Origin of the sequence: Burkholderia sp. AU31652 (assembly GCF_002223155.1) — a bacterium.
Classification (GTDB): Bacteria; Pseudomonadota; Gammaproteobacteria; order Burkholderiales; family Burkholderiaceae; genus Burkholderia.
This window is the reverse complement of the sequence record NZ_NKFG01000004.1, coordinates 63,170-89,897: the sequence shown is the minus strand read 5'-3', so window position 1 is coordinate 89,897 and position 26,728 is coordinate 63,170. Positions and strand designations below refer to the sequence as shown.

At 68.3% G+C, this 26,728-nt stretch carries 28 protein-coding genes; 12 read left to right on the top strand and 16 right to left on the bottom strand.

Going from position 1 to position 26,728, the window contains the following annotated elements; all coding sequences use genetic code 11:
* Nucleotides 1-37: 37 nt before the first annotated feature.
* The 14 genes from CFB40_RS12760 to upp form a co-directional block, all read right to left on the bottom strand.
* The gene (locus tag CFB40_RS12760; protein ID WP_089426010.1) at nt 38-604 is read right to left on the bottom strand and encodes an FUSC family protein; all 567 of its coding nucleotides are present in this window, start codon (nt 602-604) and stop codon (nt 38-40) included.
* A gap of 41 nt (nt 605-645) precedes the next feature.
* Nucleotides 646-1,905 (bottom strand): MFS transporter, encoded by a 1,260-nt coding sequence (locus CFB40_RS12755; RefSeq protein ID WP_039370460.1) that lies wholly within the window; start codon nt 1,903-1,905, stop codon nt 646-648.
* Entirely contained in the window at nt 1,902-2,870 is a 969-nt protein-coding gene (locus CFB40_RS12750) for a PRC-barrel domain-containing protein (RefSeq protein WP_089431522.1), read from the bottom strand. Before CFB40_RS12750 ends, CFB40_RS12755 begins: the two co-directional genes overlap by 4 nt.
* A gap of 266 nt (nt 2,871-3,136) precedes the next feature.
* Nucleotides 3,137-4,351 (bottom strand): collagen-like triple helix repeat-containing protein, encoded by a 1,215-nt coding sequence (locus tag CFB40_RS12745; RefSeq protein WP_089426008.1) that lies wholly within the window; start codon nt 4,349-4,351, stop codon nt 3,137-3,139.
* 560 nt (nt 4,352-4,911) lie between these two features.
* The gene (locus CFB40_RS12740) at nt 4,912-5,247 is read right to left on the bottom strand and encodes a YggL family protein (protein WP_041492911.1); all 336 of its coding nucleotides are present in this window, start codon (nt 5,245-5,247) and stop codon (nt 4,912-4,914) included.
* Between the two features lie 127 nt (nt 5,248-5,374).
* Complete coding sequence (gene rng, locus CFB40_RS12735) at nt 5,375-6,844, bottom strand: ribonuclease G (RefSeq protein WP_069248507.1); 1,470 nt, start codon at nt 6,842-6,844, stop codon at nt 5,375-5,377.
* Between the two features lie 7 nt (nt 6,845-6,851).
* Nucleotides 6,852-7,484: a Maf family protein gene (locus CFB40_RS12730; protein ID WP_089431520.1), complete on the bottom strand. Its 633-nt coding sequence runs from the start codon at nt 7,482-7,484 to the stop codon at nt 6,852-6,854.
* A gap of 51 nt (nt 7,485-7,535) precedes the next feature.
* On the bottom strand, nt 7,536-8,006 hold the full coding sequence (rlmH, locus tag CFB40_RS12725) for a 23S rRNA (pseudouridine(1915)-N(3))-methyltransferase RlmH (RefSeq protein WP_011352746.1): 471 nt from the start codon (nt 8,004-8,006) through the stop codon (nt 7,536-7,538).
* Between the two features lie 25 nt (nt 8,007-8,031).
* A complete protein-coding gene (gene rsfS / locus CFB40_RS12720) occupies nt 8,032-8,478 on the bottom strand; it encodes a ribosome silencing factor (RefSeq protein WP_089431518.1) in 447 nt (148 codons plus the stop codon).
* A 4-nt stretch (nt 8,479-8,482) separates the two neighbouring features.
* Nucleotides 8,483-9,214 (bottom strand): nicotinate-nucleotide adenylyltransferase, encoded by a 732-nt coding sequence (locus CFB40_RS12715; RefSeq protein WP_089431516.1) that lies wholly within the window; start codon nt 9,212-9,214, stop codon nt 8,483-8,485.
* The gene (hemF, locus tag CFB40_RS12710; RefSeq protein ID WP_089426004.1) at nt 9,211-10,134 is read right to left on the bottom strand and encodes an oxygen-dependent coproporphyrinogen oxidase; all 924 of its coding nucleotides are present in this window, start codon (nt 10,132-10,134) and stop codon (nt 9,211-9,213) included. The genes CFB40_RS12715 and hemF overlap by 4 nt, the downstream gene beginning before the upstream one ends.
* A 118-nt stretch (nt 10,135-10,252) precedes the next feature.
* On the bottom strand, nt 10,253-11,530 hold the full coding sequence (purD, locus tag CFB40_RS12705; RefSeq protein ID WP_089426003.1) for a phosphoribosylamine--glycine ligase: 1,278 nt from the start codon (nt 11,528-11,530) through the stop codon (nt 10,253-10,255).
* Between the two features lie 104 nt (nt 11,531-11,634).
* Nucleotides 11,635-12,363, bottom strand: a complete 729-nt coding sequence (locus tag CFB40_RS12700) for a YebC/PmpR family DNA-binding transcriptional regulator (RefSeq protein WP_011352741.1) — start codon at nt 12,361-12,363, stop codon at nt 11,635-11,637.
* A gap of 217 nt (nt 12,364-12,580) precedes the next feature.
* Entirely contained in the window at nt 12,581-13,231 is a 651-nt protein-coding gene (gene upp, locus CFB40_RS12695) for a uracil phosphoribosyltransferase (protein ID WP_011352740.1), read from the bottom strand.
* Between the two features lie 230 nt (nt 13,232-13,461).
* Between upp and CFB40_RS12690 the strand changes: the two genes are divergently transcribed.
* Complete coding sequence (locus tag CFB40_RS12690) at nt 13,462-14,241, top strand: SDR family oxidoreductase (RefSeq protein ID WP_089426002.1); 780 nt, start codon at nt 13,462-13,464, stop codon at nt 14,239-14,241.
* A gap of 52 nt (nt 14,242-14,293) precedes the next feature.
* Entirely contained in the window at nt 14,294-14,686 is a 393-nt protein-coding gene (locus tag CFB40_RS12685; RefSeq protein WP_089431514.1) for a methylglyoxal synthase, read from the top strand.
* A gap of 124 nt (nt 14,687-14,810) precedes the next feature.
* On the opposite strand, the gene CFB40_RS12680 is transcribed toward CFB40_RS12685, so the two are convergent.
* Both CFB40_RS12680 and CFB40_RS37940 read right to left on the bottom strand, forming a co-directional pair.
* On the bottom strand, nt 14,811-15,278 hold the full coding sequence (locus CFB40_RS12680) for a T6SS effector amidase Tae4 family protein (RefSeq protein WP_179255276.1): 468 nt from the start codon (nt 15,276-15,278) through the stop codon (nt 14,811-14,813).
* A gap of 16 nt (nt 15,279-15,294) precedes the next feature.
* On the bottom strand, nt 15,295-15,648 hold the full coding sequence (locus CFB40_RS37940) for a Rap1a/Tai family immunity protein (protein ID WP_143329842.1): 354 nt from the start codon (nt 15,646-15,648) through the stop codon (nt 15,295-15,297).
* A gap of 519 nt (nt 15,649-16,167) precedes the next feature.
* Between CFB40_RS37940 and CFB40_RS12670 the strand changes: the two genes are divergently transcribed.
* The 10 genes from CFB40_RS12670 to sugE all read left to right on the top strand — a co-directional run bounded on the left by CFB40_RS12670 (nt 16,168) and on the right by sugE (nt 26,702).
* Nucleotides 16,168-17,142 carry a quinone oxidoreductase family protein gene (locus CFB40_RS12670; RefSeq protein ID WP_089426627.1) on the top strand — a complete coding sequence of 325 codons (975 nt, stop codon included), beginning with the start codon at nt 16,168-16,170 and terminating at the stop codon, nt 17,140-17,142.
* Between the two features lie 194 nt (nt 17,143-17,336).
* Nucleotides 17,337-17,459, top strand: coding sequence for a hypothetical protein (locus CFB40_RS39060; protein ID WP_256976802.1), 123 nt, complete (start codon nt 17,337-17,339; stop codon nt 17,457-17,459).
* On the top strand, nt 17,456-17,548 hold the full coding sequence (gene kdpF / locus CFB40_RS12665) for a K(+)-transporting ATPase subunit F (protein WP_006752209.1): 93 nt from the start codon (nt 17,456-17,458) through the stop codon (nt 17,546-17,548). Before CFB40_RS39060 ends, kdpF begins: the two co-directional genes overlap by 4 nt.
* Entirely contained in the window at nt 17,545-19,350 is a 1,806-nt protein-coding gene (gene kdpA / locus CFB40_RS12660; protein WP_089425998.1) for a potassium-transporting ATPase subunit KdpA, read from the top strand. Before kdpF ends, kdpA begins: the two co-directional genes overlap by 4 nt.
* Nucleotides 19,351-19,404: 54 nt before the next feature.
* Nucleotides 19,405-21,489 carry a potassium-transporting ATPase subunit KdpB gene (gene kdpB / locus CFB40_RS12655; RefSeq protein WP_089431508.1) on the top strand — a complete coding sequence of 695 codons (2,085 nt, stop codon included), beginning with the start codon at nt 19,405-19,407 and terminating at the stop codon, nt 21,487-21,489.
* A 25-nt stretch (nt 21,490-21,514) separates the two neighbouring features.
* A complete protein-coding gene (gene kdpC, locus CFB40_RS12650) occupies nt 21,515-22,096 on the top strand; it encodes a potassium-transporting ATPase subunit KdpC (protein ID WP_089431507.1) in 582 nt (193 codons plus the stop codon).
* Between the two features lie 162 nt (nt 22,097-22,258).
* Nucleotides 22,259-25,102 carry a DUF4118 domain-containing protein gene (locus CFB40_RS12645; RefSeq protein WP_089431505.1) on the top strand — a complete coding sequence of 948 codons (2,844 nt, stop codon included), beginning with the start codon at nt 22,259-22,261 and terminating at the stop codon, nt 25,100-25,102.
* Nucleotides 25,095-25,793 carry a two-component system response regulator KdpE gene (gene kdpE, locus CFB40_RS12640; protein ID WP_039370506.1) on the top strand — a complete coding sequence of 233 codons (699 nt, stop codon included), beginning with the start codon at nt 25,095-25,097 and terminating at the stop codon, nt 25,791-25,793. Before CFB40_RS12645 ends, kdpE begins: the two co-directional genes overlap by 8 nt.
* 158 nt (nt 25,794-25,951) lie before the next feature.
* Nucleotides 25,952-26,236, top strand: a complete 285-nt coding sequence (locus CFB40_RS12635) for a putative hemolysin (RefSeq protein WP_089431503.1) — start codon at nt 25,952-25,954, stop codon at nt 26,234-26,236.
* A 145-nt stretch (nt 26,237-26,381) separates the two neighbouring features.
* Nucleotides 26,382-26,702, top strand: coding sequence for a quaternary ammonium compound efflux SMR transporter SugE (gene sugE, locus CFB40_RS12630; RefSeq protein ID WP_089425993.1), 321 nt, complete (start codon nt 26,382-26,384; stop codon nt 26,700-26,702).
* Nucleotides 26,703-26,728: the final 26 nt, after the last annotated feature.

Here is a 26,728-nt window from a genome sequence, read left to right as displayed (position 1 = left end):
GATGCCGCGATGCGCGCCGGGCAACCGGATCAACGCGTCACTTTGCCGCCGCGTGGCGGAACCAGCGGCGCTCGATTTTCGACATCACCCAGCACACGCCCAGCGCACACACGGTGCCGAGCGTCACCTCGCCGAGCCGCATCAGCGGAATGTCCCACAGCGGGCCGTTGCCCGGAAACAGCAGCACGATCGTCGCGGTCACGCCGCCGAGCCGTGCCGCGCTGCCGACGTTCAGGCACCAGCAGCAGACGATCACGACCGCGACGGTCATCGCATACGCGACGAGGCGGTCGCCGCCGAGCGCCGCGCCGGCGAAGCCGAGCACGCCGCCGACCATCGCGCCGACGAACTGGTCGCGCGACAGCGACATCGTGTCCGAGTAGTTGTGCTGCGTCACGGCGATCGCGGTGATCGCCGCCCACACGGCCTGCTCGGTGTGCAGCGCGCGGCCGATCACGTACGCGAGGCAGGCGCCGCACACGGCCTGGAGCGCCATCAGCCCGCCCTGGGCGAGCCGCTCGCTGAATGACAGCCCCTTGAACAGGTCGAAGATCGACTGCTGGATCTGCTGGCGGGCTTCGTTGAGTGTCCTGATCGTATCCATCATGCGTTGGCCAAGAAGCGGGTAACGGCGGCGCGCCGGGGTCAGCGCGCCTGTTCGGGCGATGCGGCGGCCGGTTCGTCGGCGGCCGCGTCACCGTTCGCGACGCGCGTTTCGGGCATCACGAGCCAGACCAGCAGCACCGCGAGCGCACCGGCGCCCGCGAGCCCGAAGAAGCTCACGGCGTTGCCGAAGTGATCGGCGACGTAGCCGGCCGCGGCCGTGCTGAGCGTCGCGCCGATTCCGGCCGCGAGGCCGAAGAGCCCGATGCACAGGTTGTAGCGGCCCTTGCCGCCCGCGACGTCGGCCGCGATCAGCGGCAGCATCACGCCGAACACGGCCGCGCTGATGCCGTCGAGCATCTGCACCGGTACCAGCAGGTACGGGCTGCTCACGCCGGCGAACAGCAGCGCGCGCACCGGCAGCGCCGAGAAGCCGAGCAGCAGGATCGGCCGGCGCCCCCAGCGTTGCGCGGAGCGGCCGACCCACGGCGACAGCATCGCGACAATGGCCTGCGGCACGATGATGCACGCGGCGATCACGAGCTGCACGTTCTCGCCCATCCCGGCCGTGACTTCACCGGCCGCGAGGTTCAGCATCGCCGCGTTCGACAGGTGGAACAGCACGACGCACGCCGCGAAGATCAGCATCCGGCGGTCGCGCAGCAGCTCGAGCAGCGTTTCGCGTTCGCCGGCTTCGTCGCGATCGTCGGGCTTCGACGACTGCGGGATCACCTCGTGGGTCGGCTGGATCATCGCGAGCGCGAACAGCGCGGGCAGCGCGAGCACGGCGGTCAGCCAGAACACCGCGCGGGCGGAGAAATATTCGCCGGTGAGCCCCATCAGGCCCGCCGCGACCGCGCTGCCGATCGACGCCCAGCGCGCGTTGCGGCCGAGCCGGTCGCCGAGGTCGGCGCGGCCGACGAGCGAGAACGAGATCGCGGCCATGGCCGGCACGAGCATGCAGCTCGCGAAGCCGTGGAACACCTCGGCGGCGATCACCGGCACGATCGTCGGGCTCGACGCGAGCAGCACCGCGGACAGGATGATGGCCGCGATCGCCCACGCGGCCGCGCCTTTCTTGTTCTTCAGCGCATCGACGGCCGCGCCGCCGGGCACCTGGCTGACCATCGCGCTGATCGTGCCGATCGACAGCACCATGCCGATCTCGCCCTGCGTCCACTTGTGCGACGCGAGGTAGGACGCGATGAACGGACCGAACCCTGTTTGAACGTTTGCAACGAAGAAGTTGAGCCAGTCGAGGGACCGGAGACTGCGTGCGCTGACGGAATGCTTGATCGTCATCGGGTCGCGCTCGCAGACGAAGCCGGTGCCGGGGCAACGGGCGGGGGGAAAACCGCGACGATCGGCTTGTCGGCCGCGTAGGGCGGCGACGCCTTGATCTGTGCGTCGTTCAAGTCGAGCTGCGGATGCAGCGCCTTGTCGCGCGTGACGAAGCGCAGCGCGCCCCAGCTCGCGGCGATCGAACGGCGGTCGGTATTGACCAGGCCGCCGAGGTCGAGCACGACCGCCTGCGGCTGCGATGCGCGGTCGATCAGCACGTCGACGATACGGCCGATCTTCGTGCCGTTCGGGCGCTCGACGTCGCTGTCGAGCATCGGCAGCCGCGTCGCAGGCGAGGCGGCGGCCGAACCGGACAGCGGCACGGCCTTGGGCCGCGCGGCCGGCGGGAGGTCGCCCGACGGCACGTCGAGCACGATCGGCTCCTGTTTGCCACCGGGCGTGAAGCGAAACACGTTCCACGGGAAGATGACCTTGCGGTCGCCCACGCCCATGAAGCCCTGCAGGTTCACGATCATCTCGCGCGGCTTGCCGCTCGCGTCGGTCACCATGTCGACCGCGCGGCCGATCACCTTGCCGTTGCGGCGCGCGACTTCGCTGTCGAGCAGCGCATGGATCTGGGTGCGGTCGAGCGGGCGCGTCGCGACGATCGGCGGCGGCGGAGGCGGCGGCGGTGTCGGCGATTCGGGGCGCTGCACGGGCTTCGGCCGCGTGGCTTCGCGGTGCGGCTTCTTCGGCGCTTCCGGTTCCTCCGGGTGCGTCGGCGCCGGCACGGGCGGCATCGTCAGCGGTTCGCCGGCGGTTTCCTCGACGGGCTCGACGAGCGCCTCGCTGATCGGCGCGGGCGGATTCTGCACCGGCAGCAGCCCGCAGCCGGACAGCAGCGCGGCGGCGGCGAGGATCAGGAAAACCGTCGAGGACGGCAACGACTTGCTGCGGGATGCGGGAAACGGAGGTCCGCCGCTCATTGACACTCACTCCATGGGTCGGGGGCGGCCCGGAGGCACGCGGCTGGCGATGGATGGCGGGTGCGGGCGGCGCACCACGCGAGGTGAGATTTTAACGTGTCTTGCTTTCAGGTCCGATTTCGATGGCTGGCTGGAGGCGGACTGTCGGGAAAAGGAAGGGATCGCGGGGTGGGGAAGAGGGTGAATGAAGGCGAAGGCTAAGGCTCAGGCCAAGTCGAAGGCGCCCGATCGTCTGCGACGATGCGGGCGCCGTGCCGGCCTGCCGCTTACTTGACCAGCGCGCCGAGCGTCGTCGTCACGGGGGCGAGCACGCCGCCCGTTTTCGAGAGCGCACCGGTGCCGCTGCCGCCCGTCAGCCCCGCGACGGGCGAGCCGCCGGCTGCGCCCGACACCGCTCCCGTCACGGTGCCGACCGCCGACGTGAGCGCACCGGCCGGGTTGCTGCCGCCCGTCGCGCCGCCGAGTGCGCCGGTCGACAAGAGCCCCGTGACCGGTGCGAGCGGGCTCGTCGCGGCGCCGCCACCGCCCAGCAGCGCCGTGCCGGCGGTGGCCACCGTGTTGCCGGTCGCGGTGACGACGTTGCCGACGCCGGTCGTCACCGGATTTCCGCCGGTTTTCGCGATCGTCGTGCCGGCGTTCGCGACGCCGTTGCCGACCGTCGTCACGAGGTTCGTGAGCGGTGCGCCGAGCGGCGTGCTCGACGCGACGGTCTGCGTGACCGACCCGACCTGCGCCGTGATCGGCGTGATCGCCGAGCTGGCGGCGCCCGTGACCTGCGCGACGGGACCGGTCGACAACTGCGTGCCGAGCGTCGCGCCGCCGCCTGCGATCGTATTGCCGAGCATCGTGACCGCGCCGCCGACCGGCGATGTGACGGGCGCGAGCGGCGCCAGCGCCGAACCGCTGGCGCCGAGACTCGACACGACGCCGCCGGTCGCGGCGACCGCGTCGCCGAGGTTCGTGACCACGCCGCCGGTGCTCGCGACCGTCGTGCCGACCGGGTTCGACGATGCGCCGAGCTGGCCGAGCCCCGAGCCGAGGCCGGTGCCGAGCGTCGTGACGGCCGCGCCGGCATCCTGGACGACCGTGCCGAGACCTTGCGTGGTCGACGCATGGGTGCCGGGCAGCGACTGGCCGGCGATCGTCGTGCCGACGCTCGATACCGCGCCGCCCGCGGCCGTCACGATGTTGCTCGACGAGTCGATCGTCTGGCCGAGGGCATTGGCGGATGCGCCGCTGCCCGCCGAGCCGCTGCCGCTGCCCGTGCTGCCGACGGTCGAGCCGCTGCCGGAACCGCTGCCCGAGCCGTTGCTCGTGCCGCCGGTCGTGGCCGTCGTATCGCCCGAACCCGATCCTGCGCCACCGGTGCCCTGGCTCAGCGAGCCGGAGCCGCCGCACGCGGACAGCGACACCAGCGCTGCGACGCCAGCCGCGATCATGATCATTCGGAGTCCTGCTTGATGGGTGGTAGGCGTATCCATGTCGTCCTCGTATTCGTTGGAGAGTGGTGTCAGGCGGCCTTCGCGTGCGTCAATGTGTCGCTGCGATGGGAAGCGGCTGGCGCATTGTTGGTTGTCTCCCTGATTGGCCTGTCGCCGTGTCGCGTTTTCGCCCGTACCGGAATCCGGAACATCGGTCGGGCGAGCGGTTTGCATTCTTTCGTCTTGCTTGCCGATCGCACCGGAAAACATCGGATTCCTGGCGATCAGAGTAGGTCTGCCGGCGCGAGCCGTCTTTTAAGCAACGTTAAATTGAAGTAAGCGTCCGATTCACTGCCGAAATCGGGGTAATCACCGTCGACGCGGCGGAAATCGTGTGAGTCGGTGCCGGTGGCGTGGGTATCGCGCGATGGCGGAAGGGGATGCGGAAGGGGATGCGGAAGGGGATGCGGAAGGGGATGCGGAAGGGGATGCGGAAGGGGATGCGGAGGGGATGCGGAGGGGATGCGGAGGCGAGGCGGAGGGAGCGGGGCGGCGCCGGCCTCACCCGCCGTGGCGGCGGGCAGGCGCGGGCGCTGCGCGACGGGCGTGAAGCCGGAAACTCAGGCTTCCGGGTACCACGCGTCGGTGAATTCGCTGACCTTGACGTCGGTCAGTTCCGGCCGTGCGGCCAGCCAGCCGCGCACGAGCTCGCGGTCGGCGTCGGTCGTCGTGCCGCGCGGTGCGCCGGAAATCACGTAAGCGCCGATGCCTTCGTCCGCCGACGCGACGGTCAGCAGCCCGTTCGCTTCGACGAAGTCGATGAACGCGTCGATCAGTTCGCCGCGCTCGAGGTCGGTCATTTCGTTGCGGTAATGCGCGGTGGCGTTGAACGCGAGTTCCTGGAATTCGCCGATGTGGAGTTTCTTGCGCTGGCGGCGGTTGTGGCCTTGGCTCATGGTGTGTGGTGAATGCGAAAAGGGTAGGGTGAAAGGGCGGCGGCGGGTGCCGGCGCGACATGCGCGGGCGGCCCGGGCGCCGCATCGAAGCGCCGCGCGGCGATGCCGGCGGCGGATGGACGGAACGTTACATCAGCACGATATCGTACTGCTCCTGGCTCAGGTTCGATTCGACCTGCAGCGACACCGGCTTGCCGATGAAGTCGATCAGCATCGCGAGATGCTGCGACTCCTCGTCGAGGAACAGGTCGATCACCTGCTGCGCGGCGATCACGCGGAATTCGCGCGGGTTGAACTGCCGCGACTCGCGCAGGATCTCGCGCAGGATGTCGTAGCACACGGTGCGCGACGTCTTCACCTGGCCCTTGCCCTGGCAGGTCGGGCACGGCTCGCACAGCACGTGCGCGAGCGATTCGCGCGTGCGCTTGCGCGTCATCTCGACGAGCCCGAGCTGCGAGAAGCCGTTGACCGTCACGCGCGTGCGGTCGCGCGACAGCGCCTTCTTCAACTCGGACAGCACCGCGTCGCGATGCTCGGCGTTTTCCATGTCGATGAAGTCGATGATGATGATCCCGCCGAGGTTGCGCAGCCGCAGCTGCCGCGCGATCGTATGCGCGGCCTCGAGGTTGGTCTTGAAGATCGTGTCGTCGAAGTTGCGTGCGCCGACGTAGCCGCCCGTGTTCACGTCGATCGTCGTCATCGCCTCGGTCTGGTCGATCATCAGGTAACCGCCCGACTTCAGGTCGACGCGGCGCGATAGCGCGCGCTGGATCTCCGTCTCGATGTTGTACAGGTCGAACAGCGGACGCTCGCCCGTGTAGTGGTGCAGCTTCGGGCTCACGGCCGGCGTGAATTCGCCCGCGAATTCCGACAGGCGCTGGTACGTCTCGCGCGAATCGACCTGGATACGCGTCGTGTCGTCGTTCGCGAAATCGCGCAGCACGCGCTGCGCGAGATCGAGATCCTGGTACAGCAGGCTCGTCGCCGGCAGCCGCTGTGCCTGGGCGACGATCGTCGCCCACGTCTTGCGCAGGTACGTGACGTCGCCGGCGAGCTCGTCGGAGGTGGCATCCTCGGCGATCGTGCGCACGATGTAGCCGCCTTTCTCGTCCGGCGGGATCACGGCCGTCAGGCGCGCGCGCACGGCCTCGCGTTCGGCCTCGCTCTCGATCTTCTGCGAGATGCCGATATGCGGCTCCTGCGGCAGGTAGACGAGCGTGCGGCCCGCGATGCTGACCTGCGTCGACAGCCGCGCGCCCTTCGTGCCGATCGGATCCTTGATCACCTGGACCATCAGCGTCTGGCCTTCGAACACGATCTTCTCGATCGGCTGGTGCGGCGTGCCCGACTGCGGCTCGCCCGCGAGGCGCGGATGCCAGATGTCGGCGACGTGCAGGAACGCCGCGCGTTCGAGGCCGATGTCGATGAACGCCGACTGCATGCCGGGCAGCACGCGCACGACCTTGCCGAGATAGATGTTGCCGACCCGCCCGCGCGACAGCGTGCGCTCGACGTGAAGCTCCTGCACCGCGCCTTGCTGGACGAGTGCGACCCGCGTTTCCTGCGGCGTGAGGTTGATCAGGATTTCTTCGTTCATGGTGGGTTCAGAAGGCGACGCGCGCGACACGCAGCAGCGCGGCAGTCTCAAAAAGGGGCAGACCCATGATACCTGAATGGGAACCGTCGATTCGCTCGATGAACTCGGCGGCGCGCCCCTGGATCGCGTACGCGCCGGCCTTGCCGAACGGCTCGCCCGATTCGACGTAGCGCGCGTACGCGTCGCGCGACGCGGCCGCGAAGCGCACCGTCGAGCGCGACAGCGCGGGCGGCAGCAGTTCGCCGTCGGCATCGATCACGGCGACGGCGGTCAGCACCGCGTGTTCGCGGCCGGCGAGGCGCGTCAGCATCGCGAGCGCGTCGTCGGCGTCGGCCGGCTTGCCGAGGATTGCGCCGTCGATCGTGACGGTCGTATCGGCGACCAGCACCGGCGACGCCGGCTTGCCGCTCGCGACGAGGCGTGCACGCGCAGCCTCGGCCTTGGCGATGGTCACGCGCCGCACGTAGGCATCGGCGGCTTCGCCGGGCAGTTCGGCCTCGAGCGCCTCGGCGTCCTCGTCGGGGCGCGGCAGCAGCAGCTCGAAGCGTACGCCGATCTGTTGCAGGAGCTCCTGGCGGCGCGGGCTTTGCGAAGCGAGGTAAAGGGTCGGGAAAAGCGCGGGGGGCGTGCTGGACGGCATGGTGTCGTTATCTCGGTGTGCGCGCGTGGCGCGCGTCTCGAGGACGACACGTCATGCGCGGTGGTAGGGGTGATTCTGCGTGATGCTCCACGCCCGGTAAAGCTGTTCGGCGAGCAGCACGCGCACCATCCCGTGCGGCAGCGTCATGCTCGAGATGCGCAGCAGCGTGTCGGCACGCGCTTTCAGTTCGGGATCGAGCCCGTCGGCGCCGCCGATCACGAACGCGACGTCGCGGCCGTCCTGCTGCCAGCCGGGCAGCGCCTGGGCGAGCTGCATCGTGGTCCAGTCGCGGCCGCGCTCGTCGAGCGCGACGAGGCGCGCGCCCTTCGGCAGCGCGGCCTCGATCTTCTGCCGCTCGGCCGCCATCACGCTTTCGGCGCTGCGGCCGCCCGAACGCAGTTCGGGCTTGATCTCGCGCAACTCGATGCGCAGCTCGGGCGGCATCCGCTTCGTGTATTCGTCGAAGCCGGATGCGATCCAGCCCGGCATCTTGTGGCCGACCGCAAGGATGAAAAGCTTCATCGGAAGACGCTTGACGAATCGGGGCTCAACGGCGGCGAGCGGCCGTCTTGCGCGCCGGGCGGGCGGGCGCGGCTTCCTCTTCGTCGTCGTCGCCTTCGCTGGCCTGGGCGAAGCCGTTGCCCTTGCCGCCGCCGAGCTTCATCCGCACGGGCTTGTCGCCCCAGATTTCCTCGAGGTTGTAGTACTGGCGCAGGGCCGGTTGCAGGATGTGCACGATTGCGTCGCCGCAGTCGACGAGCACCCATTCGCCGGTGTCTTCGCCTTCGGAGCTGACGATGTCGCCGCCGGCTTCCTTGACCTTGTCACGCACGCTCGACGCGAGCGCCTTGGTCTGGCGGTTGGAGGTGCCCGAAGCGACGACCACGCGGTCGAACAGTTCGGTCAGGTGGCTGGTGTTGAACACCTTGATGTCTTGCGCCTTGACGTCTTCGAGGGCGTCGACGATCACGCGCTGCAGTTTGCGAATATCCATGGATTCAGGAATGGTAGAGGCGATGTTGAAGAATATAGGCCCATACGGCGGCCGGCACATGCTCGGCCGATGCGTCGGGCATTTGCGCATGGCGCGCGATGCATTCGCGCAGGTGGGCGCGGATGTCGGTCGCGGCTATGTCGAACGAAAGGGTCGTATCGATCAGCAGGTGGCCTGCCGGCGTGGCCTTGAGCACGCCGGCGCCGGCTTGCCGCGCGGTGATTTGCTGCGCGACGTCCGGTGGCGCCGCGCCGAGGTCGAACCCCGGGCGCGTCGACACGCAGATGTGCGCGTAGTCGAACAGCTTGCGCCAGTCGCGCCACGTGTCGAGGCGCACGAGCTGGTCGGCGCCGATCAGCAGCGACAGCGACGCGTCCGGGCCGATCCGCTCGCGCCAGCGCGCGAGCGTCTCGACCGTATAGGTCGGGCCGGCGTGCTCGATCTCGTCGGTGGCGACGGTCACGGTCACGCCCGGCACGGACAGCGAGCCGGCGGCCGCGCGCGTCATCGCGAGCCGATGCTCGGCGGCCGACACGTCGCGCTTCTGGTACGGCTGCCCGGCGGGCAGCAGCACGAGTTCGGTCAGGCCGAGCAGTTCGGCGAACCGGCGTGCGAGCGCGAGATGGCCGTCGTGGATCGGGTCGAAAGTGCCGCCCAGCAAGCCGATACGACGCGGCAGCGGGGCGGGGCGGGCGGTGGTGTCCAGAAACGCGTCCTTTGCTTGAGGCAGGGTCAGACCCAGTCGCGCGGCACGATGAAGTCGCTGTACAGGCGCGCTTCCGGCGAACCCGGCTCGGGCTGCCAGTTGTAGCGCCAGTTCGCGACCGGCGGCATCGACATCAGGATCGACTCGGTCCGGCCGCCGCTTTGCAGGCCGAACAGCGTGCCGCGGTCGAACACGAGGTTGAATTCGACGTAGCGGCCGCGGCGGTACGCCTGGAAGTCGCGCTCGCGCTCGCCGTACGGCAGCTCGGCGCGCCGCTCGACGATCGGCAGGTAGGCCTGCAGGAACGCGTCGCCGACGCTTTGCATCAGGTCAAACGAGCGTTCGAAACCGGGCTCCGAGAAATCGTCGAAGAAGATCCCGCCGATGCCGCGCATCTCGTTGCGGTGCTTCAGGAAGAAATACTCGTCGCACCACTTCTTGAAGCGCGGGTAGAGCTCGACGCCGAACGGGTCGAGCGCATCCTTGCAGGTCTGGTGGAAATGCCGGGCGTCGTCCTCGAAACCGTACACCGGTGTCAGATCCATGCCGCCGCCGAACCAGAACACGGGCTCCTCGCCCGGTTTCGTCGCGATCAGCATCCGCACGTTCATGTGGACGGTCGGGCAGTAAGGATTGCGCGGGTGCAGCACCAGCGACACGCCGAGCGCCTCGAAGCCGCGGCCCGCGAGTTGCGGGCGCGCCGCGCTCGCCGACGGCGGCAGCGCATCGCCCGCGACGTCGGAAAAGCCGATCCCCGCGCGTTCGAACACGCGGCCGCCTTCGAGAATCCGCGTGCAGCCGCCGCCGCGCAGGCGTTCGGCCGGCCCGCGTTGCCATGCGTCGGTCGCGAGCGGCGTACCGTCGAGCGCGCCGAGCGCGTCGGCGATGCGTGTCTGCAGGCCCTGGAGGTACGTGCGCACGCGCGCCACGTCGTAGGTCGAATCGGTCATGTCTGGACTGGGTGCCCCCGCCCGAAGCGGAGGCCGTAAAAAAGGCTTCTGCCGGGCATTCTATCGAACCCCGGCAGACGAGCCGCCGCCGCGCGCGGGCGGGGCGGCAATTGCAGCGTCAGGCGCTCTTGCGGTTGAGCGCGCGAAAGCCGATGTCGCGGCGGTACTGCATGCCTTCGAAATTGATCTGGTTGATCGTGTCGTACGCATGCTGCTGCGCTTCGCGCACCGAATCGGCGAGGCCGACCACGCACAGCACGCGGCCGCCGGACGTCGTCAGCTTGTCGCCGTCGAGCGACGTGCCTGCGTGGAACGTGACGGCCTGTTCGGTCTCGGCCGGGATCCCGTTGATGCGGTCGCCCTTGCGCGGCGCGTCCGGATAACCGTGCGCGGCCAGCACGACGCCCAGCGCGGTGCGGCGGTCCCAGTCGAGCTCGACCGTGTCGAGCGTGCCTGCGATCGCCTGCTCGACGACCTTCGAGAAATCGCTCTTCAGGCGCGCCATGATCGGCTGCGTTTCCGGGTCGCCCATCCGGCAGTTGAACTCGAGCGTGCGCGGATTGCCTTCCTTGTCGATCATCAGGCCCGCATACAGGAAGCCCGTGAAGCGGATGCCGTCCTTCTCCATCCCGCGCACGGTCGGCATGATGATCTCGCGCATCACGCGTGCGTGCATCTGCGGCGTGACGATCGGCGCGGGCGAATACGCCCCCATGCCGCCGGTGTTCGGGCCGCGATCCTCGTCGAGCAGGCGCTTGTGGTCCTGGCTGGACGCCAGCGCCAGCGCGTGCTTGCCGTCGACCATCACGATGAAGCTCGCTTCCTCGCCATCGAGGAATTCCTCGATCACGACACGCGCGCCGGCGTCGCCGAGCTTGTTGCCCGACAGCATCATGTCGACGGCTTCGTGCGCTTCTTCGAGCGTCATCGCGACGACGACGCCCTTGCCGGCCGCGAGGCCGTCGGCCTTCACGACGATCGGCGCACCCTTCGCGTCGATGTACGCGTGCGCGGCGGCCACGTCGGAGAACGTTTCGTACTCGGCGGTCGGGATGCCGTGGCGCTTCATGAACGCCTTCGCGAAATCCTTCGAGCTCTCGAGCTGCGCGGCTTCGCGGGTCGGGCCGAAGACCTTCAGGCCGCGTGCGCGGAACAGGTTGACGATGCCGGCCGCGAGCGGCGCTTCCGGCCCGACGAGCGTGAACGCGACGCCTTCGCGTTCCGCGAAATCGGCGAGTTCGTCGAGCGCCGTGATGTCGACGTTCTTCAGACGCTCGTCCTGCGCCGTGCCGCCATTGCCGGGCGCGACGTAGACCATCTGGACGCGCGGCGACTGCGCGAGCTTCCACGCCAGCGCATGTTCGCGGCCGCCGGAACCGACGACGAGTAGTTTCATGGGATTCCCCGCAGACTAGAAAACAGGGCGGCCGGCACGCTCAGGCGCGCCGGCCGCGGATTCGGTCGGGCCGCCGCCGCGACAGGAACACGGCGGCCGGCACCTCATTCCTCGACGATGACGGCGTTCGTATACACGTCCTGCACGTCGTCGAGGTTCTCGAGCGCGTCGAGGAGCTTCTGCATCTTCGCCGCGTCGTCGCCGGTGAATTCGACTTCGTTCTGCGGCTTCATCGTCACTTCGGCGAGCTCGGCCTTGAAGCCGCCGGCTTCGAGCGCGTCCTTCACCGCCGAGAATGCCTGCCAGTCGCACAGCACTTCGATCGAGCCGTCGTCGTTCGTGTTCACGTCGTTCGCGCCGGCTTCGAGCGCGGCTTCCATCAGCGCGTCTTCCGACGTGCCCGGTGCGAACAGGAACTGGCCGACGTGATCGAACATGAACGCGACCGAGCCGTCGGTGCCCATGTTGCCGCCGAACTTCGAGAACGCATGGCGGACTTCCGCGACCGTGCGGGTGCGGTTGTCGGTCAGCGTGTCGACGATGATCGCCGCGCCGCTGATGCCGTAGCCTTCGTAGCGGATTTCCTCGTAGTTCGCGCCATCCGCGCCGCCGACGCCGCGATCGATCGCGCGCTTGACGTTGTCCTTCGGCATGTTCGCGTCGGCCGCCTTGTCGACCGCCAGACGCAGGCGCGGGTTCGAGTTGACGTCACCGCCGCCGAGGCGCGCCGCGACCTGGATTTCCTTGATCAGGCGGGTCCAGATCTTGCCGCGCTTCGCGTCGGCCGCTGCCTTCTTATGCTTGATGTTGGCCCATTTCGAATGACCAGCCATACCTTTCTCCGTGCCCGGGCGCACAGCGCGGGCGATTGTTTCAATGTGTCGTTGAATCGGCGGCCGTTTCGGCGGGCATGAAGCCGCGGGGCCGCGCGTGTCGAGTGGATCGAGATTTTATCACGCGGCGACCGCCGGATCGGGGCCGCCGCGCATGGCCGGACGGCCAGGCGGGCCGCCGCGAGCCGGGCCGCGCGCCGCGCGGCCGTACCGGGGCTCAGTTCTTGGTGCCGAACAGGCGGTCGCCCGCGTCGCCGAGGCCCGGCACGATGTACGCGTGCTCGTTCAGGTGCGAATCGAGCGACGCGACGAACAGCTTCACGTCCGGGTGCGCGTCCTGGAACACCTGCACGCCTTCGGGCGCCGCGACCAGCGCGACGAACATGATGTTCGCGGCCGGCACGTTGCGGCGCTTCAGCACGTCGACCGCGTGCACGGCCGAGTAGCCGGTCGCGACCATCGGGTCGCACAGGATGAAGATGCGGTCTTCCAGATCCGGCAGGCGCACCAGGTATTCGACCGGGCGGTGGTCGTCGGCGCGGTACACGCCGATGTGGCCGACGCGGGCGGACGGAACCAGGTCGAGCAGGCCGTCCGACATCCCGATGCCCGCGCGCAGCACCGGCACGATCGCCAGCTTCTTGCCCGCGATCACCGGCGCGTCGACCTCGACGAGCGGGGTTTCGACCCGCTTGGTCGTGATCGGCAGGTTGCGGGTGATCTCATAGCCCATCAGCAGCGTGATTTCGCGCAGCAGCTCGCGGAACGTGCGCGTGGACGTGTCCTTGTCGCGCATGTGCGTGAGCTTGTGCTGGATCAGCGGGTGATCGGTGATGAAGAGATTCGGGAAACGGCTGTCCTGTTTCATGACGGGGGCGCCTTGGCGGCAAAAGAGGATCGGGGGCGGTGGCGGGCGCAAGCCGGCCGCGCGCTTATGCCCGCAATTTTACCAAGGCGCGCCGCATGATCCGGATAATATCGACGTCTCACGACAATCCGCGCGCCCGCGCCCGCCCGATTGCCCGCCTGACCCGTCCGGGGTTCGTGCGCCGGCGTGATCGGGCCGAGCCGGCGCGTGTCGCCACCAAGGAATCGACGATGGATCTCGGCATCGAAGGAAAGACCGCGCTGGTGTGCGCGGCCAGCAAGGGGCTCGGTCGCGGCTGCGCGGAAGCGCTGGCCGCCGAGGGCGTGAACCTCGTGATCGTCGCGCGCACGCGCGACACGCTGGAGGAAACCGCGGAGGAGATCCGCGCCGGCGCGAACGTGTCGGTGACCGCGGTCGCCTGCGACATCACGACGCCGGACGGGCGCGCGGCCGCGCTCGCCGCGTGCCCGCAGCCGGACATTCTCGTGACGAATGCCGGCGGCCCGCCGCCCGGCGACTTCCGCGACTTCTCGCACGACGACTGGATTCGCGCGCTCGAATCGAACATGCTGACGCCGATCGAGCTGATCCGCGCGACCGTCGACGGGATGATCGCGCGCGGCTTCGGCCGGATCGTCAACATCACGAGCTCGGCCGTGAAGGCGCCGATCGACGTGCTCGCGCTGTCGAACGGCGCGCGCTCGGGGCTGACCGGCTTCGTCGCGGGGCTGTCGCGCAAGGTCGCGGGGCAGGGCGTGACGATCAACAACCTGTTGCCGGGCCTGTTCGACACCGACCGGATCGCGACCACGCTCGCCGCGTCGGCGAAGGCGCAGGGCGTGACGGTCGACGAGCTGCGCGCGCGGCGCACGAAGGACATCCCGGCCGGCCGCCTCGGCACGCGCGAAGAGTTCGGCGCGGCGTGCGCATTCCTGTGCAGCGTGCATGCCGGCTACATCACCGGGCAGAACTGGCTGCTCGACGGCGGCGCGTATCCGGGCACGTTCTGACGCACGCACCGCCTTTCACGACGACACTAATCGAACCACGAAGGAAACGGAGATGAGCAAACCCCGCATCGCACTGATTGCGCACGACGCGAAGAAGGACGATATCGTCGCGCTCGCGGGCCAGTACCGCGAGACGCTCGCGCAATGTCGGCTGGTCGCGACCGGCACGACGGGCGGCCGTATCGCCGCCGTGCACGGGCTCGACGTCGAGCGCAAGCTGTCGGGGCCGTGCGGCGGCGACCTGCAGATCGGCGCGGAACTGGTCGACGGCCGTGTCGACATCGTCGTGTTCCTGCGCGACCCGATGACCGCGCAGCCGCACGATCCGGACATCACCGCGCTGGTGCGCGCGTGCGACGTGCACGACGTGCCGGTCGCGACCAATGTCGCGACCGCGCGGATGCTGCTCGACGATCTGGCGCGCAACATGCAGGACCGCTGCTAGGCGCAGGCTGCGGCACGAATATCCTTGTCCGGCGTCGCCATGTCTGTCTCTCTGCCGCATGGCGGCGCTGTGCGTCGAGGATGGCGATATCGGCATGGGTTGCGCCGGGCCGGGGTACTGCCGATTATCGCAATGGCCAAAACCACACTTCCGATGCCGCCCAGTAGCAATCGGAGCCACAGAGGGCTCGGGCACCGTCGATCCGGTCGATATGTCCGCCACGACCGTTCATGTAACCCGGTATGTTCCAGAAAGCGACCACGCCCTTTCTGGCGGCAATGCCGAGCACCGCGTCGTCTCGTCGAAACGCTTCGGCTTTGCCGAAATACGCCGGCTCCGCCAGCATCCTGGCTAGCCTGGCTTGGCCTGCCTCGACACGGCGTCCACGATGCGGCCCTTTCTGAATGACCAGTCCACCACGCAACGTTATTCCGCATTTGACAAGAGCCACACTGATCCGAATGGCGCAGGTATTTGCATACGACGGATTCTGAATCAGATCTTGCCAGCCCAGTTCTTGGTAAAGCGCTTCCCTCGAAACAGCCTTGTTGCCTGGATAGTGGCTGCTCAGTAAAGAGAACGGCGGTTTCAAACAGGTTTTCCCTCGATTAACGGCAAGGATATTTTTGTTGCAAGACATGGGTAACCAATCTTGCTGCGCTTGCCTTCAGCGCGTCTCTTGGTAGCTTCCGGAGATCGCCAATCACTTCCGAATCGATTTCTCCCGGTTTGACGCGACCGTGGTCGCACCATTCCTTGCCCTCGGTGGCATCGGCGACGCCAGCCAGATACCCGGCCATCGCGTGGCGCTGGGCGTCGGCGTACGGACTGTTGTCGGAGCGGTTCATGTCGTCGAGCAGCCGGACGCCGTCGACGCGCGATACTGCGGCCGCCGTGGCGGTGCCGATACTTGCCGACAACGACGCGAGAATGACCACATTCCGGATAAGCAAGAGTTTCATGGCGTAGGCTTGGCGAATTTGGCAAACGGCAAAATAGCACGACCGTCATCTCGTAAATGTGCGTGGCAAGAAGTTGGGCAACCAGGCCGACCTGTATCAAGGTCGCCGATTCCGGGGTGAGTACGACGACGAGGCGCGGCAGATTCGTCGCGTACCAACGGCAAGCCGAAGATGCGCAGGGGCGGTCGGGCATGGCCATCGCGGACGGAATGGAGATTCATTCGACCCAAAAGCGATGATTTGAAGGTGTCGAAGTGTGACGACCGTCATCGATTCGAAAGCGCGACGAGCACACTGCTGCGACTCGTTCAAAGCCGTGCCGTCCTCCGGCATGCATGGCCCTTGCAATTCGTTTCCCGCGAAAACCCTAAAAACGTGAAGGGATTGCGATGGCGCGGTGCATGACGGCACAGGACGCGCGAGAATTGAACTTTGTGACCGGTGTTCGCACGCATCACCGTAGGGGCGATGTCGACGCATTCGCCGAACACGATTCCCAGACAAACGAGGAGCGAAACGATGCCGAAAGCAATCCGATACGACCAGCCGGGCGGCCCGGACGTGATGAAGTGGGTCGATGTCGAGGTCGGCGAACCGAAGGCGGGTGAAGTCCGCATCCGGCAGCACGCGGTCGGCCTCAACTACATCGACGTCTATTTCCGCACCGGTCTGTACCCGCAAGCGCTGCCCGGCGGTCTCGGGATGGAGGCGGCGGGCGAGGTGACGGCCGTCGGCGAAGGCGTGACCACGCTCAAGGCGGGGGACCGCGTCGCGTACGTCGGGCAACCGCCGGGCGCATACGCGCAGGAGCGCGTGATGCCGGTCGACCGGCTCGTGAAGCTGCCGGACGGCATCAGCTACGACGACGCGGCGTCGGTGATGCTGCAGGGCCTGACCGCGCACTACCTGCTGCGCCGCACGTATCCGGTGAAGGCCGGCGACACGATCCTGATCCACGCGGCGGCCGGCGGTGTCGGCCTGCTCGTGTGCCAGTGGGCGAAGGCGCTCGGCGCGACCGTGATCGGGACGGTCGGCTCCGACGAGAAGGCCGCGCTCGCGAAGTCGCACGGTTGCGACCATCCGATCGTCTACACGCGTGAGAACTTCACGCAGCGCGTGAAGGAGATCACGAACGGCGCCGGCGTGCCGGTCGTCTACGACTCGATCGGCAAGGACACCTACATCGGCTCGCTCGACAGCCTCGCGCCGCTCGGGCTGTTTGTCAGCTTCGGCAACGCGTCGGGCCCGCTGCCGCCGATCGACTCGAAGGAATTCTCGTCGCGCGGCTCGCTGTTCTTTACGCGCCCCACGCTGTTCTCGTACATCGCGAAGCGCGCCGATCTCGAAGCCGCGGCCGCCGAGCTGTTCGACGTGCTGCTGTCGGGCAAGGTGAAGACCAGCATCAACCAGCGCTATCCGCTCGCGGAAGTCGGCCGCGCGCATGAAGATCTCGAAGCGCGCAAGACCACCGGCTCGACGATCCTCGTTCCCTGACCTGCCTCCCCGTGCCGGCGCCACGTCGGCACGCGCTTGTCCGGGCGGCGCCACGGCGCCGTCCGTCCCGCCTCCCGGTCCCCGCCGTCGTCCTCCCCGAATGCCACGTTTACGTGTTTTTTATACGCGCCCCGATACCTTTGACCCGTCCTTTACGTGCGTTCCCATAAGGTTCTAGTCGTCTGATTTCGACGATGGAGAACAGAAAAATGGATGGGGTTTTCATCGGCGCACTGGTGCTCTTCACCGCGCTGATCCTCGGTTTGGTCGCCGGTTGCGACAAGCTCGTGCAATACGGTCGCGGGGGGCGAGCATGACCTGGATGCTTTGGCTGGCGGGCGCGTCGACGGCCCTGCTGTTCGCGTATCTCGTCTTTGCGCTGCTGCGCGCGGAGGACATTGAATGAACGCGAACAATCTCTTTCAGACGCTGCTCTTCATCGTCGTGCTGCTGGCGGCGGCCGTGCCGGTCGCGCGCTATCTGTCCGCGGTGATGGACGGCAGCTCGCGCGTCGTGCGCGTGTTCGGGCCGCTCGAGCGCGCGCTGTACCGCGTCGCCGGCGTCGACGCCGGCAGCGAGATGAACTGGAAGCAGTACGCGATCGCGACGATCGCGTTCAACGCGCTCGGCGCGCTGTTCCTCTACGGCCTGCTGCGCCTGCAGGGCTTCCTGCCCGGCAACCCGCAGCAGTTCGGTGCGATGACGGTCGACGGCGCGTTCAACACGGCCGTCAGCTTCGTCACCAACACGAACTGGCAGGACTACACGCCCGAGCAGACCGTCAGCTACCTGACGCAGATGCTCGGCCTGACCGTGCAGAACTTCCTGTCGGCGGCAACCGGGATCGTCGTCGTGATCGCGCTGATCCGCGGCTTCGCGCGTCATACCGCGCAGACGATCGGCAACTTCTGGGTCGACCTCACGCGCGTGACGATGTACGTGCTCGTGCCGATGTCGATGGTCATCGCCGCGCTGCTGATGAGCCAGGGCGTGATCCAGAACATGAAGTCGTACCAGGACGTGCCGGTGCTGCAGGCGAGCACCTACGCCGCGCCGAAGCTCGACGCGCAGGGCAATCCGGTGAAGGACGACAAGGGCAACGCGGTCACGGTGCCGACCCCGCTCACGAAGCAGACGCTCGCGATGGGCCCGGTTGCATCGCAGGAAGCGATCAAGATGCTCGGCACCAACGGTGGCGGCTTCTTCAACGCGAACTCCGCGCACCCGTACGAGAACCCGACGCCGTTCGCGAACGTCCTGCAGATCTTCGCGATCCTGATCATCCCGGCCGCGCTGTGTCTCGTGTTCGGCCGCATGATCGGCGACCGCCGGCAGGGCATCGCCGTGCTCGCGGCGATGACGGTCGCGTTCGTGATCGCGATCGGCTTCGAGGTGAGCGCCGAGCAGGCCGGCAACCCGACGCTCGCCGCGCTGCACGTCGACCAGTCGGCGAGCGCGCTGCAGCCGGGCGGCAACATGGAAGGCAAGGAAACGCGCTTCGGCATCGCGCAGACCGGCATCTTCACGGTCGCGACCACGGCCGCGTCGTGCGGCGCCGTCGACACGATGCACGATTCGCTGACGCCGCTCGGCGGCCTCGTGCCGATGCTGCTGATGCAGCTGGGCGAAGTGATCTACGGCGGGGTCGGCTCGGGTCTCTACGGGATGCTCGTGTTCGCGCTGCTCGCGGTGTTCGTCGCCGGCCTGATGATCGGCCGCACGCCGGAATACGTCGGCAAGAAGATCGAAGCGTACGAGATGAAGATGGTGTCGATCGTCGTGCTGCTCACGCCGCTGCTGGTGCTGGTGGGCACGTCGATCGCCGTGCTCGCCGATGCGGGCAAGGCCGGCATCGCGAACCCGGGGCCGCACGGCTTCTCGGAAATCCTGTACGCGTTCAGCTCGGCCGCCAACAACAACGGCAGCGCGTTCGCGGGCCTGACGGTCGGCACGCCGTTCTACAACTGGATGACCGCGATCGCGATGTGGTTCGGCCGCTTCGGCACGATCGTGCCGGTGCTGGCAATCGCCGGCTCGCTCGCCGCGAAGAAGCGCATCGCGGTGACGAGCGGCACGCTGCCGACGCACGGTCCGCTGTTCGTCGTGCTGCTGCTCGGCACCGTGCTGCTGGTGGGCGCGCTGACCTACGTGCCGGCGCTCGCGCTCGGCCCGGGCGTCGAGCACCTGATGATGTGGCTGGGCGCGTGATGCGCGCCCGCATGGCGACACCTTGAAAAGACTGAAGAGATTGAAGAGATCGCAATGACTCAACATTCCGCAACACGGTCCATGTTCGATCCGGCGCTGCTGCGCCCGGCGATCGTGGACTCGTTCAAGAAACTCACGCCGCGCACGCAGTTCCGCAATCCGGTGATGTTCTGCGTGTACGTCGGCAGCATCCTGACCACGATCCTGTGGATCGCGGCGCTCGCCGGCCAGGCCGAGGCGCCCGCGGGCTTCATCCTCGCGATCGCGCTGTGGCTGTGGTTCACCGTGCTGTTCGCGAACTTCGCCGAAGCGCTCGCCGAAGGGCGCTCAAAGGCGCAGGCCGCGTCGCTGCGCAGCGCGAAGAAAGACGTGATGGCGAAGAAGCTCAACGAGCCGCATCCGAAGTCGCCGATCCGCATCACGACCGCGACCGAGCTGCGCCGTGGCGACGTCGTGCTGGTCGAGGCCGGCGACGTGATCCCGGCCGACGGCGAGGTGATCGATGGCGTTGCGTCGGTCGACGAATCGGCGATCACCGGCGAATCCGCGCCGGTGATCCGCGAATCGGGCGGCGACTTCTCGTCGGTGACGGGCGGCACCCGCGTGCTGTCGGACTGGATCGTCGTCAAGGTCACCGCGAACCCGGGCGAGGCGTTCCTCGACCGGATGATCGCGATGGTCGAAGGCGCGAAGCGCAAGAAGACGCCGAACGAGATCGCGCTGACGATCCTGCTCGTCGCGCTGACGATCGTGATGCTGCTCGCCACCGCCACGCTGCTGCCGTTCTCGATGTTCTCGGTCGAAGCGATGAAGGCCGGCCACGTGGTGACGATCACCGCGCTCGTCGCGCTGCTCGTGTGCCTGATCCCGACGACGATCGGCGGCCTGTTGTCCGCGATCGGCGTGGCCGGGATGAGCCGGATGATGCAGGCCAACGTGATCGCGACGTCGGGCCGTGCGGTGGAAGCCGCCGGCGACGTGGACGTGCTGCTCCTCGACAAGACCGGCACGATCACGCTCGGCAACCGCCAGGCATCGACGTTCGTGCCGGCGCCGGGCGTGACCGAGGAAGCGCTGGCCGATGCCGCGCAACTGTCGTCGCTCGCCGACGAAACGCCGGAAGGCCGCAGCATCGTCGTGCTCGCGAAGGAGCGCTTCAACATTCGCCAGCGCGACATGGGGCAGCTGCACGCGACGTTCATCGGCTTCTCCGCGCAGACGCGGATGAGCGGCGTCGACCTGCCGGGCCGTGAAATCCGCAAGGGCGCGGCCGACGCGATCCGCCACTACGTCGAGACGCACGGCAGCCGCTTCCCGGAAGAAGTGCGCCGCGCGGTCGACGAAGTCGCGCGCCGCGGCAGCACGCCGCTCGTCGTGGCCGACCTGCATGAAGGCGCGGCGCGCGTACTCGGCGTGATCGAGCTGAAGGACATCGTGAAGGGCGGCATCAAGGAGCGCTTCGCGGAACTGCGCAAGATGGGCATCAAGACCGTGATGGTGACGGGCGACAACCGGCTGACGGCCGCGGCGATCGCGGCGGAAGCGGGTGTCGACGATTTCCTTGCCGAAGCGACGCCGGAAACCAAGCTCGCGACGATCCGCGAACACCAGGCCGCAGGGCGCCTCGTCGCGATGACCGGTGACGGCACCAACGACGCACCGGCGCTCGCGCAGGCCGACGTCGCCGTGGCGATGAACACCGGCACGCAGGCGGCGAAGGAAGCCGGCAACATGGTCGACCTCGACTCGAACCCGACGAAGCTGATCGAGATCGTCGAGATCGGCAAGCAGATGCTGATGACGCGCGGATCGCTGACGACGTTCTCGATCGCGAACGACATCGCGAAGTATTTCGCGATCATCCCGGCCGCATTCGTGACGACGTATCCGCAGCTGCGCGTGCTCGACATCATGCACCTGACGTCGCCGGCGTCGGCGATCCTGTCGGCGGTGATCTTCAACGCGCTGATCATCGTCGCGCTGATTCCGCTGGCGCTGAAGGGCGTCACGTACCGGCCGCTCGGCGCCGCGTCGCTCCTGCGCCGCAACCTGCTGGTGTACGGCCTCGGCGGCGTGCTGCTGCCGTTCCCGTTCATCAAGCTGATCGACATGACGCTCGCTGCACTCGGCTGGGCCTGAGCCGGCCGTATTTGAAGGAAACATCATGAAAACGTTGATTCGTCCGCTCGTCGTGCTCTTTGTCGTCCTGACTGCCGTGACGGGGCTCGCCTATCCGGCCGTGATGACCGTGTTCGGCCAGGCCGTGTTCCCGTCGCAGGCGAACGGCAGCCTGATCGACAAGGACGGCAAGGCGGTGGGCTCCGCCCTGATCGGCCAGCCGTTCGATGCGCCGAAGTACTTCTGGGGCCGGTTGTCGGCGACCTCGCCGATGCCGTACAACGCGACCGGCTCCGGCGGCTCGAACCTGGGCCCGTTGAACCCGTCGCTCGCCGACCAGGTGAAGGGGCGCATCGCAGCGCTGCGCGACGCGGGCACCGACATGTCGAAACCCGTGCCGGTCGACCTCGTGACGGCGTCGGCCAGCGGCCTCGATCCGGAGATCACGCCGGCCGCCGCCGCGTACCAGGTCGAGCGCGTCGCGAAGGCGCGCAACCTGGCGCCCGACGCGGTCGCGCAGCTCGTCGCCGCGAATACGACGGGCCGCCAGTTCGGCGTGCTCGGCGAACCGCGCGTGAACGTGCTGAAGCTGAACCTCGCGCTCGATGCGGCGCAGGCCGCGCACTGAGCGCGCGTCCGGGCTTCCGACGGCAACCGGCGTCCGGCGCGGCACGATCCGCGCCGGGCGCGCCTTTTCCCGACGGCGCATGCGCCGTCTTTGCCTTTTGCGGCGATTTGGAACAACAATGCTCGTACTCGCGCGCATCCGGGCGCTCCGCCTTTCTGACGCATGAATCGTCCCGATCCAGACCAACTCCTCGACAAGCTGCAGCGTGACGAAGAAAAGCAGCGGCGCGGCCAGCTCAAGATCTTCTTCGGCGCATCGGCCGGTGTCGGCAAGACCTACGCGATGCTGCAGGCCGCGCGCCAGCGCCTGCAGGAAGGCGTCGACGTCGTCGTCGGCATCGTCGAGACCCACGGGCGCAGCGAAACCGCCGCGCTGCTCGACGGCCTCGACGTGCTGCCGCTTGCGCGCATCGACTATCGCGGCCGCACGCTCGCCGAATTCGATCTCGACGGCGCGCTCGCGCGTGAGCCGCAACTGATCCTCGTCGACGAACTCGCGCATTCGAACGTGCAGGGCGCGCGGCACCTGAAGCGCTGGCAGGATGTGTACGAACTGCTCGACGCGGGCATCGACGTCTACACGACCGTCAACGTCCAGCACCTCGAAAGCCTGAACGACGTGGTCGGCGCGATCACCGGCATCCGCGTGTGGGAGACGGTGCCCGACCGTGTGTTCGATGCGGCCGACGAAGTCACGCTCGTCGACCTGCCGGCCGAGGAGCTGCTCGAGCGGATGCGCGACGGCAAGGTCTATCTCGCGCAGCAGGCCGAGCGCGCGGTGCGCAACTTCTTCCGCAAGGGCAACCTGATCGCGCTGCGCGAACTGGCGCTGCGGCGCACGGCCGATCGCGTCGACGCGCAGATGCGCGAGTATCGCGCCGACCGCTCGATCCAGCGCATCTGGCAGGCACGCGAGCGGCTGCTCGTGTGCGTCGGGCCCGGCCCTGAAGCGCCGACGCTCGTGCGCGCGGCCGCGCGGCTCGCCGCGAGCCTGAAGGCCGACTGGATCGCCGTCTATGTGGAGACGCCGCGCCTGCAGCGGCTGCCCGATGCGCGACGGCAGCGCACGCTCGATGCGCTGAAGCTCGCGGCCGAGCTCGGCGCGGAGACGGCCACGCTCGCCGGCGCCGACGCGGTTGCCGCGCTGATCGGCTATGCGAAGGTGCGCAACGTGTCGAAGATCGTCGCGGGCGGCTCGCCGAAGGTCGGGCTCGTGCGCCGCTTCGTGCGGCCGTTCGGCGAGAAGCTGGCCGAACGCGCGGGCGACGTCGACCTGATGCTGATCCGGGCGTCCGCGAGCGACGAGGCGCGCGCAGCCCCCCTCGACGCACGTGCGCGCGACTGGCGCGATGCATTCGCGCAGTTCGGCACGCACCGTTCGCCGCCGCGGCATTACGTATATGCGGCCGCGATCTGCGCGGCGATCACGGTGGTCGCGAGCCTCGTGTCCGAGCGGCTCGACCTCACGAACCTCGTGATGCTGTACCTGCTCGGCGTCGTGTTCTCGGCCGTGCGGCTCGGGCGCGGCCCGGGCGTGCTGCAGTCGTTCCTGTCGGTGGCCGCGTTCGATTACTTCTTCGTGCCGCCGCGCATGTCGTTCTCGGTCAGCGACACGCAATACCTGCTGACCTTCTTCGGGATGCTGCTGACGTCGCTCGTGATCAGCCACCTGACGTCGACGCTGACGCGCCAGGCGAGCGTCGCGCAGCGCCGCGAGCGCCGCACCGGCGCGATCTACGCGATGGCGCGCGAGCTGGGCGCGGCGCTGACGACCGAGCAGATCGTCGAGATCGGCAGCCGTCACGTGGGCGAGGTGTTCCGCGCGCGCGTCGCGTTCCTGCTGCCCGACAGTGCGGACAAGGTGCGCCAGAAGATCGAGGAGCCCGATGCGGCCGTCACGCTGACGGGCACCGACCTCGACAGCGACGTCGGCCAGTGGGTGTACGACCAGCAGAAGCCGGCCGGCCGCGGCACCGATACGTTGCCCGCGACGGCCGCGCTGTACCTGCCGCTGAAGGCGCCGATGCGCACGCGCGGCGTGCTCGCGGTCGCATCGCGCGAGCCGCGCGAACTCGAGGTGCCGGAGCAGCAGCGGATGCTCGACGCGTTCGCCGCGCAGATCGCGCTCGCGCTCGAGCGCGTGCACTACGTGGAGATCGCGCGCGACGCGCTCGTCAACATGGAGTCCGAGCGGCTGCGCAACTCGCTGCTATCGGCGATCTCGCACGACCTGCGCACGCCGCTCACGACGATCGTCGGCTTCTCGTCGATGCTCGCGAACGGGCGCGCGGCCGCGCAGGGCGGCGACGCCGCGGCGGCCGAACGCTTCGCGCAGCGCGAGGGCGAACTCGTCGATGCGATCCACGACGAGGCGCTGCGGATGACGGGCATCGTCACGAACCTGCTCGACATGGCGCGGCTGCAGGCCGGCAGCCTGCAGTTGAAGCGCCAGTGGTCGCTGCTCGAGGAAACCGTCGGCGCCGCGCTCGCCGCCTGCAAGCGCGTGCTTGCGCACCATCCCGCGCGCGTCGTGTTGCCGGCCGATCTGCCGCTCCTGCAGATGGACGCGGTGCTGATGGAGCGCCTGTTCACCAACCTGTTCGAGAACGCGGCGAAGTACACGCCGGCCGATACGCCGCTCGACATCGGCGCCGAGCGCGTGACCGACGACGGGCTGCCGTTCGTGCGCGTGCTCGTCGACGATTACGGTCCCGGCCTGCCGGCCGGGATGGAAACGCGGATCTTCGACAAGTTCACGCGCGGCGAGAAGGAATCGGCGACGCCGGGCATTGGCCTCGGCCTCGCGATCTGCCGCGCGATCGTCGAAGCGCACGGCGGTAAAATCGGCGCGTTCAACCGGACGGCACCCGACGGCCACGTGACGGGCGCGCGTTTCTGGTTCACGCTGCCGGTCGAGACGCCGCCGGCCGCGCCTGCCGTACCCGACGACGAACCCGAAGTGCCGGGTGCGTCGTCCCCATCCGAATCATTGCCAGATCATGAGTGAACCCAGCCTGACCGTCGTCCTGATCGAGGACGAAAAGCAGATCCGCCGTTTCGTGCGCGCCGCGCTCGAGGAGGAGGACATCGCGGTGTTCGAGGCCGAGACGGGCAAGCAGGGGCTGATCGACGCGGCGACGCGCAAGCCCGATCTCGTGATCGTCGACCTCGGCCTGCCCGATACCGACGGCCTCGACGTGATCCGGGAATTGCGCGGCTGGTCCGAGGTGCCGGTGATCGTGCTGTCCGCGCGCACGCAGGAAGAAGAGAAGGTCGCGGCGCTCGATGCGGGCGCCGACGACTACCTGACCAAGCCGTTCGGCGTGTCCGAACTGCGCGCGCGGATCCGCGCGCAACTGCGCCGGCGTAACCAGGGCGGCGCGAACGAGTCGCCAAAGGTGACCTTCGGCACCGTGACCGTCGATCTCGCGCTGCGCCAGGTGTGGCGCGACAACGAAATCGTGCACCTGACGCCGCTCGAATACCGGCTGCTCGCGACGCTCGTGCGGCACGCGGGGCGCGTGCTCACGCACCGCCAGCTGCTGCGCGACGTGTGGGGGCCGTCGCACGTCGAAAGCCACCACTATCTGCGCATCTACATGGCGCACCTGCGCCAGAAGCTCGAGCGCGACCCGGCGCAGCCCGAGTACATCGTGACCGAGACGGGCGTCGGTTACCGGCTGGTCGGCGCCGCATGACGGGCGTCGCCGGGTCGCAGCTGCACCCGTGCGCGTGACGTCGCATGCCGGCAGGGTTGCGCCGGCGCGACAGTCTCGCGGCCGGCGCGCGCGTTGCACACCCGGCGCTCATTCCCCGTTATCCTGACCGTTCCGCGAGCGAAAACGAGGAGCGTGCAATGTCCGTCCGTCTGGTCGTCATCTGTGCGCTGGCGCTTGCCGCGTCTGGCGCGTTCGCCCAACCGCTGCCGCCCGGGCAGCAACCGTCGTCGCAGCAGCAGGCGATGGCCAATCCCGCGTCGGTCAATTGCGCCAAGCTCGGCGGCCGCCACACGACCCGCAACCTGTCGAGCGGGCAGGTCGGCATGTGCGTGTTCAAGGATGGCCGCGTGTGCGAGGAGTGGGCGCTGTACCGCGACGACCGCTGCGTCGCCGGCGTCACGCCGAAGCGCGTGTCGAACTGACCGGGCCTGGCCGATCGTGCCCCCGATCGGCCGCCGGCCGCGCGCCGCGTCCGTAAGCATCTTGTTATACTCGGCGCCGCCTGGGGACGACCCCGGGTCATTCGTTTCAACGGGGACGGCCCCATCCGATACGGAGTACGTCGAGATGGCGTGGGTATTGTTGTTCATTGCCGGTTTGCTGGAAGTGGCCTGGGCGGCCGGCATGAAATCGTCGGACGGCTTCACGAAGCTCGGTCCGTCGGTGTTTACGATCGTGACGGCGCTGGCCAGCTTCGGGCTGCTCGCGGTCGCGATGCGCCAGCTGCCGCTCGGCACCGCGTACGCGGTGTGGACGGGCATCGGCGCGGTCGGTGCGTTCGTGTTCGGCATCGTGATGATGGGCGAGGCGCTGACCGTCGCGCGCGTCGCGAGCGCCGTGCTGATCGTCGCGGGGCTGATCGGCCTGAAGCTGTCGTCGGCTGCGTGACGACGGCACCCGGGCGCGTGCGCGCC

Excerpts from the sequence above, each read along its gene's own strand:
- CFB40_RS12760 (WP_089426010.1), bottom strand. The coding sequence starts at position 604 with ATGGATACGATCAGGACACTCAACGAAGCCCGCCAGCAGATCCAGCAG.
- CFB40_RS12755 (WP_039370460.1), bottom strand. The coding sequence starts at position 1,905 with ATGACGATCAAGCATTCCGTCAGCGCACGCAGTCTCCGGTCCCTCGAC.
- CFB40_RS12750 (WP_089431522.1), bottom strand. The coding sequence starts at position 2,870 with ATGAGCGGCGGACCTCCGTTTCCCGCATCCCGCAGCAAGTCGTTGCCG.
- CFB40_RS12745 (WP_089426008.1), bottom strand. The coding sequence starts at position 4,351 with ATGGATACGCCTACCACCCATCAAGCAGGACTCCGAATGATCATGATC.
- CFB40_RS12740 (WP_041492911.1), bottom strand. The coding sequence starts at position 5,247 with ATGAGCCAAGGCCACAACCGCCGCCAGCGCAAGAAACTCCACATCGGC.
- rng (WP_069248507.1), bottom strand. The coding sequence starts at position 6,844 with ATGAACGAAGAAATCCTGATCAACCTCACGCCGCAGGAAACGCGGGTC.
- CFB40_RS12730 (WP_089431520.1), bottom strand. The coding sequence starts at position 7,484 with ATGCCGTCCAGCACGCCCCCCGCGCTTTTCCCGACCCTTTACCTCGCT.
- rlmH (WP_011352746.1), bottom strand. The coding sequence starts at position 8,006 with ATGAAGCTTTTCATCCTTGCGGTCGGCCACAAGATGCCGGGCTGGATC.
- rsfS (WP_089431518.1), bottom strand. The coding sequence starts at position 8,478 with ATGGATATTCGCAAACTGCAGCGCGTGATCGTCGACGCCCTCGAAGAC.
- hemF (WP_089426004.1), bottom strand. The coding sequence starts at position 10,134 with ATGACCGATTCGACCTACGACGTGGCGCGCGTGCGCACGTACCTCCAG.
- purD (WP_089426003.1), bottom strand. The coding sequence starts at position 11,530 with ATGAAACTACTCGTCGTCGGTTCCGGCGGCCGCGAACATGCGCTGGCG.
- CFB40_RS12700 (WP_011352741.1), bottom strand. The coding sequence starts at position 12,363 with ATGGCTGGTCATTCGAAATGGGCCAACATCAAGCATAAGAAGGCAGCG.
- upp (WP_011352740.1), bottom strand. The coding sequence starts at position 13,231 with ATGAAACAGGACAGCCGTTTCCCGAATCTCTTCATCACCGATCACCCG.
- CFB40_RS12690 (WP_089426002.1), top strand. The coding sequence starts at position 13,462 with ATGGATCTCGGCATCGAAGGAAAGACCGCGCTGGTGTGCGCGGCCAGC.
- CFB40_RS12685 (WP_089431514.1), top strand. The coding sequence starts at position 14,294 with ATGAGCAAACCCCGCATCGCACTGATTGCGCACGACGCGAAGAAGGAC.
- CFB40_RS37940 (WP_143329842.1), bottom strand. The coding sequence starts at position 15,648 with ATGAAACTCTTGCTTATCCGGAATGTGGTCATTCTCGCGTCGTTGTCG.
- CFB40_RS12670 (WP_089426627.1), top strand. The coding sequence starts at position 16,168 with ATGCCGAAAGCAATCCGATACGACCAGCCGGGCGGCCCGGACGTGATG.
- CFB40_RS39060 (WP_256976802.1), top strand. The coding sequence starts at position 17,337 with ATGGAGAACAGAAAAATGGATGGGGTTTTCATCGGCGCACTGGTGCTC.
- kdpF (WP_006752209.1), top strand. The coding sequence starts at position 17,456 with ATGACCTGGATGCTTTGGCTGGCGGGCGCGTCGACGGCCCTGCTGTTC.
- kdpA (WP_089425998.1), top strand. The coding sequence starts at position 17,545 with ATGAACGCGAACAATCTCTTTCAGACGCTGCTCTTCATCGTCGTGCTG.
- kdpB (WP_089431508.1), top strand. The coding sequence starts at position 19,405 with ATGACTCAACATTCCGCAACACGGTCCATGTTCGATCCGGCGCTGCTG.
- kdpC (WP_089431507.1), top strand. The coding sequence starts at position 21,515 with ATGAAAACGTTGATTCGTCCGCTCGTCGTGCTCTTTGTCGTCCTGACT.
- CFB40_RS12645 (WP_089431505.1), top strand. The coding sequence starts at position 22,259 with ATGAATCGTCCCGATCCAGACCAACTCCTCGACAAGCTGCAGCGTGAC.
- kdpE (WP_039370506.1), top strand. The coding sequence starts at position 25,095 with ATGAGTGAACCCAGCCTGACCGTCGTCCTGATCGAGGACGAAAAGCAG.
- CFB40_RS12635 (WP_089431503.1), top strand. The coding sequence starts at position 25,952 with ATGTCCGTCCGTCTGGTCGTCATCTGTGCGCTGGCGCTTGCCGCGTCT.
- sugE (WP_089425993.1), top strand. The coding sequence starts at position 26,382 with ATGGCGTGGGTATTGTTGTTCATTGCCGGTTTGCTGGAAGTGGCCTGG.